Origin of the sequence: Aurantimonas sp. DM33-3, from assembly GCF_014334315.1 — a bacterium.
Classification (GTDB): Bacteria; Pseudomonadota; Alphaproteobacteria; order Rhizobiales; family Rhizobiaceae; genus Aurantimonas; species Aurantimonas coralicida.
The window spans coordinates 48,980-65,190 of the sequence record NZ_JACSGS010000001.1 but is presented as its reverse complement, the minus strand read 5'-3'; the positions used below and the strand labels follow the sequence as shown (position 1 = coordinate 65,190).

The 16,211-nt window shown below is 65.6% G+C and carries 15 protein-coding genes; all 15 read right to left on the bottom strand.

Translation table 11 applies throughout. From position 1 onward, the window contains the following. Positions 1-52 precede the first annotated feature (52 nt). Positions 53-319 carry a DUF1467 family protein gene (locus H9Q09_RS00370; RefSeq protein ID WP_024351163.1) on the bottom strand — a complete coding sequence of 89 codons (267 nt, stop codon included), beginning with the start codon at positions 317-319 and terminating at the stop codon, positions 53-55. Position 320: 1 nt separating this feature from the next. Next, complete coding sequence (gene mce / locus H9Q09_RS00365; RefSeq protein ID WP_187389434.1) at positions 321-725, bottom strand: methylmalonyl-CoA epimerase; 405 nt, start codon at positions 723-725, stop codon at positions 321-323. 19 nt (positions 726-744) lie between these two features. After that, the gene (locus H9Q09_RS00360; protein WP_187389433.1) at positions 745-2,439 is read right to left on the bottom strand and encodes a ribonuclease J; all 1,695 of its coding nucleotides are present in this window, start codon (positions 2,437-2,439) and stop codon (positions 745-747) included. 56 nt (positions 2,440-2,495) lie between these two features. Beyond that, complete coding sequence (locus tag H9Q09_RS00355) at positions 2,496-3,284, bottom strand: biotin--[acetyl-CoA-carboxylase] ligase (RefSeq protein ID WP_187389432.1); 789 nt, start codon at positions 3,282-3,284, stop codon at positions 2,496-2,498. 2 nt (positions 3,285-3,286) lie between these two features. Continuing rightward, positions 3,287-4,732: an NADH-quinone oxidoreductase subunit NuoN gene (gene nuoN / locus H9Q09_RS00350; RefSeq protein ID WP_187389431.1), complete on the bottom strand. Its 1,446-nt coding sequence runs from the start codon at positions 4,730-4,732 to the stop codon at positions 3,287-3,289. 18 nt (positions 4,733-4,750) lie between these two features. Continuing rightward, positions 4,751-6,259: an NADH-quinone oxidoreductase subunit M gene (locus H9Q09_RS00345; protein WP_187389430.1), complete on the bottom strand. Its 1,509-nt coding sequence runs from the start codon at positions 6,257-6,259 to the stop codon at positions 4,751-4,753. After that, the gene (gene nuoL / locus H9Q09_RS00340; RefSeq protein ID WP_024351157.1) at positions 6,259-8,247 is read right to left on the bottom strand and encodes an NADH-quinone oxidoreductase subunit L; all 1,989 of its coding nucleotides are present in this window, start codon (positions 8,245-8,247) and stop codon (positions 6,259-6,261) included. The genes H9Q09_RS00345 and nuoL overlap by 1 nt, the downstream gene beginning before the upstream one ends. A 6-nt stretch (positions 8,248-8,253) precedes the next feature. Continuing rightward, on the bottom strand, positions 8,254-8,562 hold the full coding sequence (gene nuoK, locus H9Q09_RS00335; RefSeq protein WP_009209798.1) for an NADH-quinone oxidoreductase subunit NuoK: 309 nt from the start codon (positions 8,560-8,562) through the stop codon (positions 8,254-8,256). Positions 8,563-8,582: 20 nt separating this feature from the next. Next, a complete protein-coding gene (locus tag H9Q09_RS00330) occupies positions 8,583-9,197 on the bottom strand; it encodes an NADH-quinone oxidoreductase subunit J (protein ID WP_187389771.1) in 615 nt (204 codons plus the stop codon). Positions 9,198-9,339: 142 nt separating this feature from the next. Continuing rightward, positions 9,340-9,831: an NADH-quinone oxidoreductase subunit NuoI gene (nuoI, locus tag H9Q09_RS00325; protein WP_009209800.1), complete on the bottom strand. Its 492-nt coding sequence runs from the start codon at positions 9,829-9,831 to the stop codon at positions 9,340-9,342. A 6-nt stretch (positions 9,832-9,837) separates the two neighbouring features. Next, positions 9,838-10,059, bottom strand: coding sequence for a hypothetical protein (locus H9Q09_RS00320; protein ID WP_148233810.1), 222 nt, complete (start codon positions 10,057-10,059; stop codon positions 9,838-9,840). Further along, positions 10,056-11,111: an NADH-quinone oxidoreductase subunit NuoH gene (gene nuoH, locus H9Q09_RS00315; RefSeq protein WP_024351153.1), complete on the bottom strand. Its 1,056-nt coding sequence runs from the start codon at positions 11,109-11,111 to the stop codon at positions 10,056-10,058. Before nuoH ends, H9Q09_RS00320 begins: the two co-directional genes overlap by 4 nt. Positions 11,112-11,123: 12 nt before the next feature. After that, positions 11,124-13,199 (bottom strand): NADH-quinone oxidoreductase subunit NuoG, encoded by a 2,076-nt coding sequence (gene nuoG / locus H9Q09_RS00310; RefSeq protein ID WP_187389429.1) that lies wholly within the window; start codon positions 13,197-13,199, stop codon positions 11,124-11,126. A 13-nt stretch (positions 13,200-13,212) separates the two neighbouring features. Continuing rightward, positions 13,213-14,520, bottom strand: coding sequence for an NADH-quinone oxidoreductase subunit NuoF (gene nuoF, locus H9Q09_RS00305; RefSeq protein WP_024351151.1), 1,308 nt, complete (start codon positions 14,518-14,520; stop codon positions 13,213-13,215). 20 nt (positions 14,521-14,540) lie between these two features. Continuing rightward, entirely contained in the window at positions 14,541-16,007 is a 1,467-nt protein-coding gene (gene nuoE, locus H9Q09_RS00300) for an NADH-quinone oxidoreductase subunit NuoE (protein ID WP_187389428.1), read from the bottom strand. Between the last annotated feature and the right edge of the window lie 204 nt (positions 16,008-16,211).

Genomic DNA, 16,211 nt, shown 5'->3' with positions numbered 1-16,211 from the left:
GCGGCGGCGGTCGGCGTCCGGCCGTGAGGCCGGGTGGTCCGGCCGGCGCCTGTTAGGTGCCGGGGATCATTTTCGGGAAGTCGTCCGGGCTCAGGCCATAGACCTGGGTGACCACGTAGAAGGCGGCGAAGACGACGCAGGCGAGAATCGTCGTCTGCAGCAGCTTCCAGCCCATGCGGTGCTGGGCCGGCGCGCTGTGTGTCGTGCCGAGGGTGATGTCGTCGGCATCGGCCTGGCTGCGCTGGCCGAGCGGCAGGATGACGAAGAGCGACGTCCACCAGATGATGAAATAGATCGCCAGTCCCGAGACCCAGCCCATCCTATACCTCCTCGAGTTCGGTCAGCGTCCCGAACATGTCGCCCGGATGGATGAACACCACCGGGCGGCCATGGGCGCCGATCTTCGGTTCGCCGTCGCCGAGCACCCGTGCGCCCGCCGCCACCAGCCGGTCGCGGGCGGCGACGATGTCAGTCACCTCGTAGCAGACATGGTGCATGCCGCCCTTCGGGTTCTTGGCCAGAAAGGCGGCGATCGGCGAGCCTTCGCCCAGCGGTTCGAGGAGCTCGATCTTGGTGTTGTCGAGCTCGACGAAGACGACGGTGACGCCGTGCTCGGGTAGCGCCTGTGGCTCGGATACTGTGGCGCCCAGCATGTCGCGATAGCGCGCGACGGCGTCGGCAAGCGCCGGCACCGCCAGGGCCACATGGTTCAACCTGCCGAGCACCGGCGCCTCCCCCGTTCGATCAGGACCGCGTCACGAAGACGGTCGCGATGGGCTTCTTGCCCCAGGCCTCGAAGGCCGCACCGCGCACGGCACGCCGCACCGCTTCGCTGACCTTGTCGAGATCCTTGCGGCGCTTCAGCGGAATGCTCTCCACCGCGCCGGCGGCCGCGTCGATCAGGATCTCTTCCATCTCGTCGCCCGCCGCGTCGTCCTCGGGCAGGCCGAGCGCCACGACATCCGGATCTTCGCGCAGTTCCAGCTTGGCGTCCAACTCGACCAGCACCGACACATGGCCGACGAAGGACAGGCGGCGACGCTCGTTGACGCCCATCGCCTCGGCGGTGCCAATCAGGCGTCCGTCCTTGAACAGGCGCCCGACCGGAACGTCGGCGATGACGCTCGCGGCGCCCGGCGACAGCTGCACCATCTTGCCGTTGCGGGCCGGCACGACCTGCTTGACGCCGAGTTCGCGCGCCAGCTTGGCATGGGCGCTCAGATGCGCGGCCTCGCCATGGGCCGGCACGGCGATCGTCGGACGAACCCATTCATACATCTGGCGCATCTCGCTGCGACGCGGATGGCCCGACACGTGAACCAGCTTCTCCCCGTCCTCGAGGATCTGCACGCCGCGCTCGATGAGCGCGTTCTTGATGTCGATGATCAGCTTCTCGTTGCCGGGGATCGCCCGCGACGAGAAGATGACGAGATCGCCCTGTGACAGCGCCACGGTCGGGTGCTCGTCGCGCGACAGCCGCGCCAGCGCCGCACGGGTCTCGCCCTGGCTGCCGGTCAGGATGATGACAGCCTTCTCCGGCGGGATGTAGCCGAAATCCTGCTCGCCGAGGAACGGCGGGATGCCGTCCATGTAGCCGAGCTCGGTCGACACATCGACGACGCGCCGCATGGAGCGGCCCATCAGCAGCACCTGGCGTCCGGCGTCGCGCGCCGCGGCAGCGATCGAGCGGATGCGGCCGACATTCGACGAGAAGGTGGTGACGGCGACGCGCCCCTTGGCCCCGCGGATGATCTCACCCAACGAGGCCGAGACCTCGCTCTCGCTCGGGCTAACGCCTTCGCGCAGCGCATTGGTCGAATCGCAGATCATGGCGAGGACGCCTTCGTCGCCGATCTCGCGCAGACGCTTCTCGTCCGTCGGCGCGCCCAGCGCCGGGGTCGGGTCGATCTTCCAGTCGCCGGTGTGCAGGACGGTGCCTGCCGGGCTGCGGATCGCCAGCGCGACCGGCTCGGGGATCGAGTGGGTGACGTTGATCGCCTCGATCTCGAAGGGGCCGACCTTGAAGCGGTCGCCCGCCGAGAACTGCGTCACCGGGATCTTGGGCGCGCCGGGCTCGCCCTCGCGCTTGGCCGCGAGCATGGCCGCAGTAAACGCAGTGGCATAGACCGGGACCTTCATCTTCGGCCAAAGGTCGAGCAAGGCGCCGTAATGGTCCTCATGGGCATGGGTGATGACAATGCCCTTCAGCTTGTCGCCCAGTTCCTCGATGAAGCGGATGTCCGGGAAGACGAGATCGACGCCGGGGAAATCGGCGCCCGCGAAGGAGATGCCGACATCGACGGCGATCCATTCGCGCGCATGTTCCGGGCCATAGCCGTAGAGGGCGAGATTCATACCGATCTCACCGATGCCGCCGAGCGGCACGAACAACAATTGGTTCAAGTTCAGACTTCTTTCCTGGGTGGGCCACCCGCGCATTGGCGGGGCGGCATCGTTTCGTTCTTCAGTTCACATTCGTCGTCGGGTGCGCCGCTTCACGCAGCGCCGGAGCCGGACGGCGCCACGCGCTCGTCCCGCTCCAGAAAAAACAGATCGCCAGCCGAAACCGCGGTCACGCGTCCGGCCGCGTCCCGCAGCAACAGGAGGCCGTGTTCGTCGAGGGCCTCGAACCGTCCCGTCAGGACCGCGTCGGCAAGATTGACCCGGCAGGGCTGACCGACGCCAACGGCATGGGCCAGCCATTCGTTGCGTATCGCCGAGAAACCGCGTCCGCCGGCGAAGATCGCCAGCACCCGCTCCATCTCGGCCGCCACGGCGCCGAACACTGCCTCCAGATCGTGCGTTGCGCCTTCCAGCGCAAGGCTGGTCACCGGATAGGGCGTGTCGTCGGGCACATGGGCGACGTTGATGCCGCAGCCGACGACCACCGCCATGCGCCCATCCGGCAGACGTTCGCTCTCCAAGAGGATGCCGACCGTCTTGCGACCCTTGATGAGAACGTCGTTCGGCCATTTGACCGCGACGGTATCGCTCTCGGCAACGAGCCGCGCCAGACCGTTGCGGACACCGAGCGACGCCACCAGCGGCAGGTTTGACAATTGCGTCAGCGGCGCCGGGTCGATCAGCAGCCAGCTCGCATAAAGATTGCCGCGTTCCGACACCCAGTTGCGACCGCGACGGCCGCGTCCGGCCGACTGCCGTTCCGCCGTCACCCACAGGGGGCCGGGATCACCGGCGCGCGCAGCCTCGAGCGCGACGGTGTTGGTCGACGAGACCTCGCCCAGTGTCAGCCGTCGCCGGCCTGCCGAGGCGCCGAGGGCCACCGTCAGAAGAAGGTCCGGGCCGCCGCCTCCGCCGCCGCGAAGATCGGGCCGCCGACAAGGAGATAGACCGGGAAGATGAACAGCGCGGCCGCGCCCAGCACCACCCGCAGCTCGGTGGCCATGGGCACGAACTCGCTGGACGGCTGGTCGTCGAACCACATCACCTTGACGATGCGCAGGTAGTAGAACAGGCCGACGACGCTGGCGAGAACGCCGATCACCGCAAGGCCGTAGAGCCCGGCCTGAACCGCAGCCATGAAGACGAAGTACTTGGCGAAGAAGCCGGCCAGCGGCGGCAGGCCCGCCAGCGACAGCATCAGCATGGTCAGCATCAGCGCCATGATCGGGTTGGTCTTCGACAGGCCGGCGAGATCGTCGATCTCCTCCACCACGCCGTCCTTGCGGCGCATGGCGAGGATGACGGCGAAGGTGCCGAGAGTCATGGCGAGATAGATCGCCATGTAGAGGAGGACGCCGCGCACGCCGGAGAAATTGGCGGCGGCGAGGCCGACCAGCGCGAAGCCCATATGGCCGATCGAGGAATAGGCCATCAGCCGCTTGATGTTGCGCTGGCCGATGGCGGCGAAGGCACCGAGCGTCATCGAGGCGATCGAGATGAAGATGATGACCTGCTGCCAGTCGACTGCCAGCGGCTCGAAGCCCTGCACCGTGAAGCGGGTGATCAGGGCGATCGCGGCGACCTTCGGCGCACCGGCCAGGAACGCCGTGATCGGCGTCGGAGCGCCCTCGTAGACGTCCGGCGTCCACATGTGGAACGGCACGGCGGAAATCTTGAAGGCCAGGCCGCACAGGACGAAGACGAGGCCGACGACAATGCCGATCGAACGCTCGCTGGTGGCGACCACCTCAGCAATGGCGGTGTATTCGATCTGGCCCGTGAAGCCGTAGACCAGCGACGCGCCGTAGAGCAGCATGCCCGAGGACAGCGCGCCGAGGACGAAGTATTTCAGGCCGGCTTCGGTCGAGCGGACCGAGTCACGGTTGATGGCGGCGAGGACGTAGATCGACAGCGACTGCAGTTCGAGGCCCAGATACAGCGCGATCATGTCGCCGGAAGAGACCATGACCATCATGCCGGTGGTCGACAGCAGCACGAGAACCGGGAACTCAAAGCGGTTGAAGCGCTCGCTCTCGGCGTAGCCAACCGACATGATGACGGCCGCGGCCGCACCGATCAGCACCAGCACCTTCATGAAGCCGGCGAACGGGTCGAGGACAAAGGAGCCGCCGAAAGCCACGCCATAGGGCGTGACGAACACCATCCACAGCCCGGCAATGATGATCAGCGCCACCGACAGGCCGGTGACCGTCTGCGCGCTCTTCTCGCCCAGAAAGACGCCGATCATCAGAAGGATCATCGAGCCGACCGCAAGGATCAGCTCGGGACCGATGATCGGAAGGCTCGATGCGAGCATGTTCGAATACATTGGCGTGCGATCCCGAGCTTATTGTGCCAGAGCGACCGAGGAGGCCGCCTCGATGGCTGCGGTGTAGCGGTTGACCATGGATTCCACGGAGGCGGCGGTCACGTCGAAGACCGGCATCGGATAGACGCCGAAGAAGATGACCAGCACGATCAGCGGGTAGAGCAGGATCTTCTCGCGGCCCGACAGGTCGAGGATCGACCGCAGGCTCTCCTTCTCCAGCGCGCCGAAGACGACGCGGCGATAGAGCCACAGCGCGTAGGCTGCCGACAGGATGACGCCCGTCGCGGCGAAGATCGCCACCCAGCTGTTGACCTGGAAGACGCCGATGAGGGTCAGGAACTCGCCGACGAAGCCCGACGTGCCCGGCAGGCCGACATTGGCCATGGTGAAGATCAGCATCGCGGTGGCGTAATGCGGCATGCGGTTCACCAGACCGCCATAGGCGGCGATCTCGCGGGTGTGCATGCGGTCGTAGACGACGCCGACGCACAGGAACAGCGCGCCCGACACCAGGCCGTGGGACAGCATCTGGAAGATCGCGCCTTCGACGCCCTGCTGGTTGGCGGCGAAGATGCCCATGGTCACGAAGCCCATATGGGCGACGGAGGAATAGGCGATCAGCTTCTTGATGTCCTGCTGCATCAGCGCGACCAGCGAGGTGTAGATGATCGCCACGACCGACAGGGTGAAGACCAGCGGCGCGAACTCGGCGGAGGCCAGCGGGAACATCGGCAGCGAGAAGCGCAGGAAGCCATAGCCGCCGAGCTTCAGGAGGATGCCCGCCAGAATGACGGAGCCGGCGGTCGGTGCCTCGACATGGGCGTCGGGCAGCCAGGTGTGCACCGGCCACATTGGCATCTTCACCGCGAAGCTGGCGAAGAAGGCGAACCACAGCCAGGTCTGCATCGAGGCCGGGAAATCGTAGGCCAGAAGCTCGGGGATCGAGCTCGTGCCCGCGGTCCAGAACATCGCCATGATGGCGACGAGCATCAGCACCGAGCCGAGGAAGGTGTAGAGGAAAAACTTGTAGCTGGCGTAGATGCGCCGCTTGCCGCCCCACACGCCGATGATCAGGAACATCGGGATCAGGCCACCTTCGAAGAAGATGTAGAACAGCACGATGTCCAGGGCGCAGAACACGCCGACGACCAGCGTTTCCAGCACCAGGAAGGCGATCATGTATTCCTTCACGCGGGTCTGCACGGACTCGAAGCTGGCGAGAATGCAGAAGGGCATGAGGAAGGTCGTCAGGATGACGAACAGCATGGAGATGCCGTCGACACCCATGTGATAGGTGATGCCGCCGCCCAGCCAGTCGAGGCGCTCGACCATCTGGAAGCCGGCGTCGCTGTTGTCGAAATCGATCCAGATCCACAGCGAGACGACGAAGGTGAACAGCGTCGTCAGCAGCGCGACATTACGGATGTTGCGGCGCGCGAGCTCGCTGTCGTCCCGGATGAACAGGATGAGCAGAGCCCCGACCAGCGGCAGGAAGGTGACGGTCGAGAGGATCGGCCATTCGGTCATCAGTTCACGCCCCCGAGCATCATCCAGGTGACCAGCGCCGCGACGCCGATCAGCATCGCAAAGGCATAGTGATAGAGGTAACCGGTCTGCAGCCGGACAACGCGGTTGGTGACGTCCACGACGCGGGCGGAGATGCCGTCCGGGCCGAGCCCGTCGATCACCCTGCCGTCACCGGTCTTCCACAGGAAGGTGCCGATCGCCTTGGCCGGGCGGACGAAGAGGAAGTCGTACAGCTCGTCGAAGTACCACTTGTTCAGGAAGAACTGGTACAGGCCGCGATGGCGGGCAGCCACCTGCCCCGGCAGCGCCGGGTTGCGGATGTAGAAGGCCCAGGCGATGGCAAAGCCCAGCGCCATCATCACCGTCGGGATGATCGCGATCCCGAAGGCCACCTCGTGCAGATCGTGCAGGACGTGGTTGTCCGGGCCGGTGAACAGCGAGGCGCCCCAGAACTCGGCATATTCGTGACCGACGAAGAAGCCCTCGAAGACGATGCCCGCGAACAGCGCGCCCACCGACAGGATCAGCAGCGGTACCAGCATGACCATCGGCGATTCATGCACGTGGTGCATGACGTCGGCCGACGCGCGCGGCTTGCCGTGGAAGGTGAGGAAGATCAGGCGCCAGGAATAGAAGCTGGTCAGCAGCGCCGAGATCACCGTCAGGCCCCAGCCATACATGGCGAAGGAATTGTGCCCGACGAACGCCGCCTCGATGACCGCGTCCTTGGAGAAATAGCCGGCGGTGAACGGGAAACCGGTCAGGGCGAGCGTGCCGATGACCATGGTCCAGTAGGTGACGGGGATGTGCTTGCGCAGCCCGCCCATGCGCCGCATGTCCTGCTCGTCCGAGACCGAGTGGATCACCGAGCCGGCGCCCAGGAACAGCAGCGCCTTGAAGAAGGCGTGGGTGAACAGGTGGAAGATCGCCACGCCATAGGCGCCGACGCCGAGCGCGACGAACATGTAGCCGAGCTGCGAACAGGTCGAATAGGCAATGACGCGCTTGATGTCGTTCTGGACGAGGCCGACCGTCGCCGCGAACAGCGCGGTGGTGGCGCCGACGAAGGTCACGACGGTCAGCGCGGTGTGGCTGAGCTCGAAGATCGGCGACATGCGGGCCAGCATGAAGACGCCGGCGGTGACCATGGTCGCGGCGTGAATGAGCGCCGAGACCGGGGTCGGGCCTTCCATGGCGTCCGGCAGCCAGGTGTGCAGGCCGAGTTGGGCCGACTTGCCCATCGCGCCGAGGAACAGCAGCAGGCAGACGGCGGTCAGCGCGCCCGCCATGGGCAGCGCATAGCCGGCGAAGTTCAGGACCGGCGCACCGGCACCGGCAGCGGCCTCAGCGCCCTCGCCGCCCATCTGGCCGGCGAGATCGGCAGCACCGGCAAAGATGGTGTCGAAATTGACCGAGCCGAACAGCACGAAGACGCCGAAGATGCCGAGAATAAAGCCGAAGTCACCGACGCGGTTGACGATGAAGGCCTTCATGGCGGCGGCGTTGGCCGACGGCTTCTTGTACCAGAAACCGATCAGCAGATAGGACGCCAGGCCGACGCCCTCCCAGCCGAAGAACATCTGCACGAGGTTGTTCGACGTCACCAGCATCAGCATGGCGAAGGTGAACAGCGACAGATAGGCGAAGAAGCGCGGCCGATGCGGATCGTGGTGCATGTAGCCGATCGAATAGATGTGGACCAGCGACGAGACCGTGTTCACGACGACCAGCATGACCAGCGTCAGCCGGTCGATGCGCAGCGACCACGAAACGTCCAGACCGCCCGACTGCATCCACTGGAACAGCGTGATGCGCAGGGTCTCGGACTCGCCGAAGCCGAAGCTGATGAAGGCGATCCACGACAGGACCGCGGCAGCCACCAGGAAGGCCGAAGTCGTATATTCGGACGCCTTGGCGCCGATCGCATTGCCGAACAGGCCGGCGATCAGGAAGCCGGCGAGCGGCAGGAGAACGATGGTCTGATACACGCCCGATCAGCCTTTCATCGTGTTGACGTCGTCGACGGCGATAGAGCCGCGATTGCGGAAGAAGACCACCAGGATGGCCAGGCCGATCGCCGCCTCGGCAGCCGCGACCGTCAGCACGAAGAGCGCGAAGATCTGGCCGACGAGGTCGTTCAGGAAGGCCGAGAAGGCCACGAAATTGATGTTCACGGCCAGAAGGATCAGCTCGACCGACATGAGGATCGTGATGATGTTCTTCCGGTTCATGAAGATGCCGAAGACGCCCGTGACGAACAGGATCGCCCCGACGGTAAGGTAGTGTCCGAGACCGACTTCCATCGTATCCGTTCCTTTCGCTCTCAGATGCCCTTGCCGCTCTCGACCTTGCGGATATCCACCGCGGTCGCGGGCGTGCGCCCCACCTGCTGCGGGATCGACTGGCGCTTCAGGCCTTCCTTGTGGCGCAGCGTCAGGACGATCGCTCCGACCATGGCGACGAAGAGGATCAGGCCGGCCAGCTGGAAGAACAGGATGTAGCGGGTGTAGAGGACGCTGCCGAGCGCCTCGATGTTGGAGACTTCCTCAAGCGGCGGGATCGGCATGGACGTCGCCAGCGCCATCTGCGGGTCGTAGTAATTTCCGGTGGCGGCGATGACCAGTTCGGCCAGAAGGACGACGCCGATGATCACGCCGATCGGGGCGTATTTCAGCGTGTCCCGCTTCACCCGTCCGAAGTCGATGTCGAGCATCATGACGACGAAGAGGAAGAGGATCGCCACGGCGCCGACATAGACGACGATCAGGATCAGCGCGAGGAACTCGGCGCCGGCCAGAAGGAAGAGACCTGCCGCCGCCACGAAGGTGAGGATCAGGAACAGCACCGAGTGCACGGGGTTGCGCGCCAGCACGACCATCAGGCCCGAGCCGACGGCGACCAGCGCAAACAGATAGAAGAAGACTGCCTGAAGGCCCAGCATCCTCGGGCTCCTTTTGCTGGCGGACACGGCGGCCGAAGGTGCCGCGTGTCTGCCCTGAACGTCATGTCGAAGACCGGTCCGGCGCTCTTACGAAGCAGCGGAACCGGCGATTCTCAGCCGCCGAAAACTCTGCGCCCGATTACCGGTAAGGCGCGTCGAGCGCAATGTTGCGCGCGATCTCGCGCTCCCAGCGATCGCCGTTATCGAGCAGTTTCTGCTTGTCGTAGTAGAGTTCCTCGCGGGTCTCCGTGGAGAACTCGAAATTCGGCCCCTCGACGATGGCGTCGACCGGGCAGGCTTCCTGGCAGAATCCGCAATAGATGCACTTCACCATGTCGAGGTCGTAGCGCACCGTGCGGCGGGTGCCGTCGTTGCGGCGCGGGCCGGCCTCGATGGTGATCGCCTGGGCCGGACAGATCGCCTCGCACAGCTTGCAGGCGATGCAGCGCTCCTGGCCGTTGGGATAACGGCGAAGCGCGTGCTCGCCGCGGAAGCGCGGGCTCTGCGGGTTCTTCTCGAAGGGGTAGTTCACCGTCGCCTTGGGCGCGAAGAAGTACCGCATCGACAGGCCCATGGCCTTGACGAATTCGACGAGGAACAGCGACCGGACGGTCTGTGCAATGGCACTCATAAGGCTCTAGCCTCCCAGATTCGAGGCGATGATCGGCGCGGCGAACCAGCCGACGACCGGAAACAGAACAAGCTGCGAATAGCGCGCGACGTTGAGGGCGAGACCCGCGGGATCCCCCTCTCCGCCATGCGGACGGTCCCGGCGGTTGCGGACATAGCCGAGGATCATGAAATCGACGATCCCCAGCACCAGTCCGGCCAGCGCACCGATGAGCGCGGGCTCCATCATACGGCCGCCGCGCCCCAGCCCATCACCTGCAGCACGAAGGCGACCAGCACCACCATGCCCAGCGAGATCGGCAGGAAGACCTTCCAGCCCAGACGCATGAGCTGGTCGTAGCGGTAGCGCGGCACGAAGGCCTTGACCATGGCGAACATGAAGAACGCCAGTGCGACCTTGGCGAGGAACCAGACGACGCCCGGCACCCAGGTGAAGGGCGCGAAGTTTGCCGGCGGCAGCCAGCCACCCATGAACAGGATGGTCATCAGGCAGCACATCAGGGTGATGGCCGCATACTCGCCGAGCATGAACATCATGTACGGGGTGGAGCCGTACTCGACCATGAAGCCGGCGACGAGTTCGGATTCGGCCTCCGGCAGATCGAAGGGTGGCCGGTTCGTCTCGGCCAGCGCCGAGATGAAGAAGATCACGAACATCGGGAACAGCCCGAGCCAGTGCCAGTCGAGGAAGGTGTTGGGCAGGCCGATCATGGTGCCGAGGCCGGTCTGCTGGGCCAGGACGATGTCGGTGAGGTTCAGCGAGCCGACGCACAGCAGCACGGTGACGATGACGAAGCCGATGGACACCTCGTAGGAGACCATCTGCGCCGCCGAGCGGAGCGCGCCGAGGAAGGCGTATTTCGAGTTCGACGCCCAGCCGCCCATGATCACGCCATAGACCTCGAGCGAGGAGATCGCGAAGACGTAGAGGATGCCGATATTGATGTCGGCGATCACCCAGCCGTCGGCGACGGGCACCACCGCGAAGGTCGCCAGCGCCAGCGTCACCGCGACCAGCGGCGCGAGCAGGAAGACGATCTTGTCGGAGCTGGCCGGCACGACCGGCTCCTTGAGGACGAACTTCAGAAGATCGGCAAAGGACTGGAACAGACCCCAGGGACCGACGACGTTCGGGCCCCGGCGCATCTGCACCGCCGCCCAGATCTTGCGGTCGGCCAAAAGGATGTAGGCCACCAGCACCAGCAGCACGACCAGGAACAGGAGGCTCTGCCCGAGAATGATCAGGCCCGGCCAGAGATAGAGGGAGGTGAAATCAGCCACTGCCAGCCGTCCTTATTCCGCTGCTTCCAGATGCTCGGCCTTGGCGAGCTGCGAGCACTCGGCCATGACCTTCGACGCACGGGCGATGGGGTTCGTCAGGTAGAAGTCGCCGATATTGGAGGCGAAGCTGCCACCGTTCAGCGTTCCGGCACGGTCGGCCAGACGGGTGATGGCCGCCGCGTCCGCCGGCTCGACCCGGTCGGTCCGCATCCAGGGATGCGACTGGTAAATCTCGCTGCGCAATGCGCCGAGGGAATCGAAGCCGAGCGTATGGCCGAGAACCGCCGACAGCGCGCGAATGATGGCCCAGTCCTCGCGGGCATCGCCCGGCGGGAAGCCGGGGCGGCTGCCGGTCTGGGCACGGCCCTCGACATTGACCCAGGTGCCGGACTTCTCCGTATAGGCGGCGCCCGGCAGGATGACGTCGGCGCGATGGGCGCCGCGGTCGCCATGGGTGCCGATATAGACGACGAAGGCGCCGGGCGCGATCTCTACCTCGTCGGCACCGAGATTGAACAGGACGTCGACCGCCCCGTTCGTCATCTCGGCGACGTTGCGACCGCCCTCCCCCGGCACGAAGCCGATGTCGAGGCCGCCGACGCGCGAGGCTGCCGAGTGCAGGACGTTGAAGCCGTTCCAGCCATTGGTGACCGCACCGATCTCGCGCGACAGGGCGGCGAGCGAAGCCAGCAGCTCGGCGCCGTTGTCGCCGGCAAGCGCGCCCTGACCGACGATGATCATCGGACGCTCGGCGTTCTTCAGCGCGTCGAAGAAGCCCTGGCTTGCGCCTTCGAGGTTCGACAGCGTCTCGGCGCCGGCGCCCAGATAGGTATAGTCGTAGCGCAGATCGACATTCTCGCCGACGACGCCGATCGGGAAACCGCCCATGCGCCAGCGCTTGCGGATGCGGGCATTCAGCACCGACGCCTCGAAGCGCGGATTGGAGCCGACGATCAGCAGCGCATCGGCATCCTCGATGCCGGCAATGGTGGTGTTGAAGAGGTAGGAGGCGCGACCGTCCGCCGGATCGAGCTTCGCCCCGTCCTGGCGGCAATCGACGCTGGTCGAACCGAGCTCGGACATCAGGCGCTTGAGCGCCCACATCTCTTCCACTGCGGCCAGATCGCCGGCGATGGCGCCGATGCGGTCAGCGGCGGCACCGTCGACCTTCGTCTTGATCGCGGCGAAGGCTTCCTGCCAGCTGGCGGGCCGCAAGCGGCCGTTCTCGCGGACATAGGGCTTGTCGAGGCGCTGGGTGCGCAGGCCGTCCCAGATGAAGCGGGTCTTGTCGGAGATCCACTCCTCGTTGATCTCCTCGTTGATGCGCGGAAGAATGCGCATCACTTCGCGGCCGCGCGTGTCGACGCGGATGTTCGAGCCGACGGCGTCCATGACGTCGATGGTCTCGGTCTTGGACAGCTCCCACGGGCGCGCCTGGAAGGCGTAGGGCCGCGAGGTCAGCGCGCCGACCGGGCAAAGGTCGATGACGTTGCCCTGCAGCTCGGAGGTCATCGCCTGCTCGAGGAAGGTGGTGATCTCGGCGTCTTCGCCACGACCAACCAGGCCAAGCTCAGAGATTCCAGCCACTTCCGTCGTGAAGCGGACGCAGCGCGTGCAGTGGATGCAGCGCGTCATGATCGTCTTGACCAGGGGGCCGATGTACTTGTCCTCGACGGCGCGCTTGTTCTCCTGGTAGCGCGAACTGTCGACGCCATAGGCCATGGCCTGGTCCTGCAGGTCGCACTCGCCGCCCTGGTCGCAGATCGGACAATCCAGCGGGTGGTTGATCAGCAGGAATTCCATCACGCCTTCGCGGGCCTTCTTGACCATCGGCGTGGTCGTGAAGACTTCCGGAAGCTGGCCTTCGGGCCCGGGGCGCAGGTCGCGCACCCCCATGGCGCAGGACGCCGCCGGCTTGGGCGGTCCGCCCTTCACCTCGACGAGGCACATGCGGCAGTTGCCGGCAATCGACAGCCGCTCGTGGAAACAGAAACGCGGAATCTCGGCGCCGGCCTCCTCGCACGCCTGCAACAGCGTGTAGTGATCCGGAACCTCGACTTCCCTGCCGTCGACTTTGAGCTTGGTCATAGACTTGTCCTGCTTATTCCGCTGCCTCGAGCACCGGACGGCGGTCAGTGTCGGCATTGCGCGAGTAGTCGTCGATGCGGCGCTCGATCTCGGCGCGGAAATGGCGCACCAGACCCTGGATCGGCCATGCGGCGGCATCGCCGAGCGCACAGATGGTGTGGCCCTCGACCTGCTTGGTCACGTCGAGCAGCATGTCGATCTCGCGCTTCTGGGCGTTGCCGGTCGCCATGCGCTCCATGACCCGCCACATCCAGCCCGTGCCCTCGCGGCACGGCGTGCACTGGCCGCAGCTCTCGTGCTTGTAGAAATACGAGATGCGCGCGATGGCCTTCACGATGTCGGTGGACTTGTCCATGACGATCACGGCGGCGGTGCCGAGCGAGGTCTTGATCTCGCGCAGGCCGTCGAAGTCCATCGGCGCATCGATGATGTCGGCCGCCGGCACGAGCGGAACCGAGGAACCGCCCGGGATGACCGCCAGAAGATTGTCCCAGCCGCCGCGGACGCCGCCGCAATGCTTCTCGATCAGCTCGCGGAAGGGAATTCCCATCTCTTCCTCGACCGTGCAGGGCTGCTCGACATGGCCGGAGATGCAGTACAGCTTGGTGCCGGTGTTGTTCGGACGCCCAAGGCCGGCGAACCAGCCGCCGCCACGGCGCAGGATGGTCGGCGCAACGGCGATCGACTCGACGTTATTGACCGTCGTCGGGCAGCCATAGAGGCCGACATTGGCCGGGAATGGCGGCTTCAGCCGCGGCTGGCCCTTCTTGCCCTCAAGGCTTTCCAGGAGCGCGGTCTCTTCGCCGCAGATATAGGCGCCAGCACCGTGGTGGACGATGATGTCGTAGTCCCAGCCGCACTTGTTGTCGCGTCCGAGAAGCCCGGCCTCGTAGCACTCGTCGATGGCGCGCTGCAGCGCCTGGCGCTCGCGGATATATTCACCGCGCACATAGATGTAGCAGGTGTTCGCGCCCATCGCGAAACCGGCGATGACGCAGCCCTCGATCAGCGTGAACGGGTCGTTCCGCATGATCTCCCGGTCCTTGCAGGTACCGGGCTCGGACTCGTCGGCATTGATGACGAGGTAGTGCGGGCGGCCATCGGACTGCTTGGGCATGAAGGACCATTTCAGGCCCGTCGGGAAGCCGGCCCCGCCGCGCCCGCGCAGGCCCGACGCCTTCATCTCGTTGATGATCCAGTCGCGGCCCTTGCCGATGATGTCGGCGATGCCGTCGAAATGGCCACGCTTCATCGCGGCCTTCAGGCTCTTGTCCCGCAGACCGTAGATGTTGGTGAAGATGCGATCCTGATCGTTCAGCATCTAGATTCTCCTCGCACGCATCAGCGCTCGCCCGAACCGGAAGACGACGTGGTCGCGAGGACCTTCGCCTGCTCGATCCAGCCTTCGCGCACCGCACGGCCGCGGAAGTTCAGATAGTCGTCGATCCAGATCAGCTCGGTCTCGCGCCATTTGGCGACCTGCCAGAAATGGAAGACGCCGAGGCCGTTCAGCTTGGCCTCGATGACCGGGCCGACGCCCTTGATCTTCTTCAGATCATCCTTGTCGCCCTGCGGCGCGTCCAGAAGATCGGAGGGCTTGTCGCCAACCTGTGCGGGTGCCGCCTCGGGCTCGGCCTTGCTGGCGAAATGGTCGGCATTGCCGGGGCCAGGGCTCGTATCGGAGGTATGCGCGCGCAGGCCTTCCGGCTCGCCCGGGGACACCTGATCGCGGCCGGTCAGATCGGCGGATTCCGCGTCCCGCTCCTGCACGGCCGGCACGTCGTCGGGACGCCGCGCGTCCTGCACCACGGCGGCCTCGGCAGCGCCCTCCTTGGCGGCCAGATTGCCCTTGGTCGAAGCATCGGCGCCCGGCGTGTCGGCGGACACCTGGTTCGCCTCGACCGCATCGCGATCGGCTTCGCCGGTGGCGCCTTCCCGCGCACCGCCGGTCTGGCCCGCACCCGGGCCGGCCTCGGCTACGAGCGTGTCGCTCTCTTCCTTCTCGGCGCCCTGCGAAACACTGGCGTCGCCAGCCTTGCCGGGGGCGGCAATAGTCGGATTGGTCTCGGCGGCCGCCGTATCCGGACGCCCGGCCTTGGACGGCGGGGTGGAGATCGCCTGCCCTGCCCCGGAGCCCTGCGACGGTGCGCCATTAGCCGGGCCGCCCTTCGACTTCTGGTCGGCGATCAGGTCGTCGTAATCGCCCTTGAGCGTTGTCAGACCACCGATCGGCACCGATTCATGGCGGCCGTTCTGCGGTCCGGTCTTCACATCGCCGCCGCGACCGGCCTCGAACTCGTCGATGATCTCTTCGAGCCGCTCGGGCGTCAGATCCTCGTAGGCGTCATGGAAAATCATGACCATCGGCGCGTTGACGCAGGCGCCAAGGCACTCGACCTCTTCCCACGAGAGCGTCCCGCTCTCGTTGCGATGGAACGGCTCGGCGTGGATCTTCGAACGGCAGACCGCCTTCAGATCCTCGGCGCCGCGCAGCATGCAGGGCGTGGTCCCGCAGACCTGGATATGGGCGCGCGTGCCGACCGGCTTCAGCTGGAACTGGGTATAGAAGGTCGCGACCTCGAGGACGCGGATGAGCGGCATCTCCAGCATGTCGGCGACATGCTCGATTGCTGCCTTGGTGACCCACCCCTCCTGATCCTGCGCGCGCATCAGCAGCGGGATCACGGCCGATTGCTGGCGCTCCGACGGATATTTACGGATCGTCGCCTGCGCCCAGGCCGCATTTTCATCGGTGAAGGCGAAGCCGTGAGGCTGGAAGGCATCGTCCGCGAGACGTCTGACAGACATCGGACCTCGACTTTAGAACCAGTTCAACATGCTATGTTGCGGCGCGTTCTATCACACGATCCGCAAAAGGCCAGTGGCCAGAAGCCGCATCAAAGCCCGACACAGGCGCGGTTTCCCCAAGTGTTGGCATCGCGGGCGGCAAACCCGCGACGGGTCGAACAAAGCGGCGCCGAAGCGCCGAGGTCACGGCCGTCCGCGCGAGCG

Coding starts and splice junctions, on each gene's coding strand:
- nuoE (WP_187389428.1), bottom strand. CDS start 16,007: ATGTCTGTCAGACGTCTCGCGGACGATGCCTTCCAGCCTCACGGCTTC.
- nuoI (WP_009209800.1), bottom strand. CDS start 9,831: ATGAGTGCCATTGCACAGACCGTCCGGTCGCTGTTCCTCGTCGAATTC.
- H9Q09_RS00370 (WP_024351163.1), bottom strand. CDS start 319: ATGGGCTGGGTCTCGGGACTGGCGATCTATTTCATCATCTGGTGGACG.
- H9Q09_RS00320 (WP_148233810.1), bottom strand. CDS start 10,059: ATGATGGAGCCCGCGCTCATCGGTGCGCTGGCCGGACTGGTGCTGGGG.
- H9Q09_RS00360 (WP_187389433.1), bottom strand. CDS start 2,439: ATGCGCGGGTGGCCCACCCAGGAAAGAAGTCTGAACTTGAACCAATTG.
- nuoF (WP_024351151.1), bottom strand. CDS start 14,520: ATGCTGAACGATCAGGATCGCATCTTCACCAACATCTACGGTCTGCGG.
- nuoG (WP_187389429.1), bottom strand. CDS start 13,199: ATGACCAAGCTCAAAGTCGACGGCAGGGAAGTCGAGGTTCCGGATCAC.
- nuoN (WP_187389431.1), bottom strand. CDS start 4,732: ATGTATTCGAACATGCTCGCATCGAGCCTTCCGATCATCGGTCCCGAG.
- nuoK (WP_009209798.1), bottom strand. CDS start 8,562: ATGGAAGTCGGTCTCGGACACTACCTTACCGTCGGGGCGATCCTGTTC.
- H9Q09_RS00345 (WP_187389430.1), bottom strand. CDS start 6,259: ATGACCGAATGGCCGATCCTCTCGACCGTCACCTTCCTGCCGCTGGTC.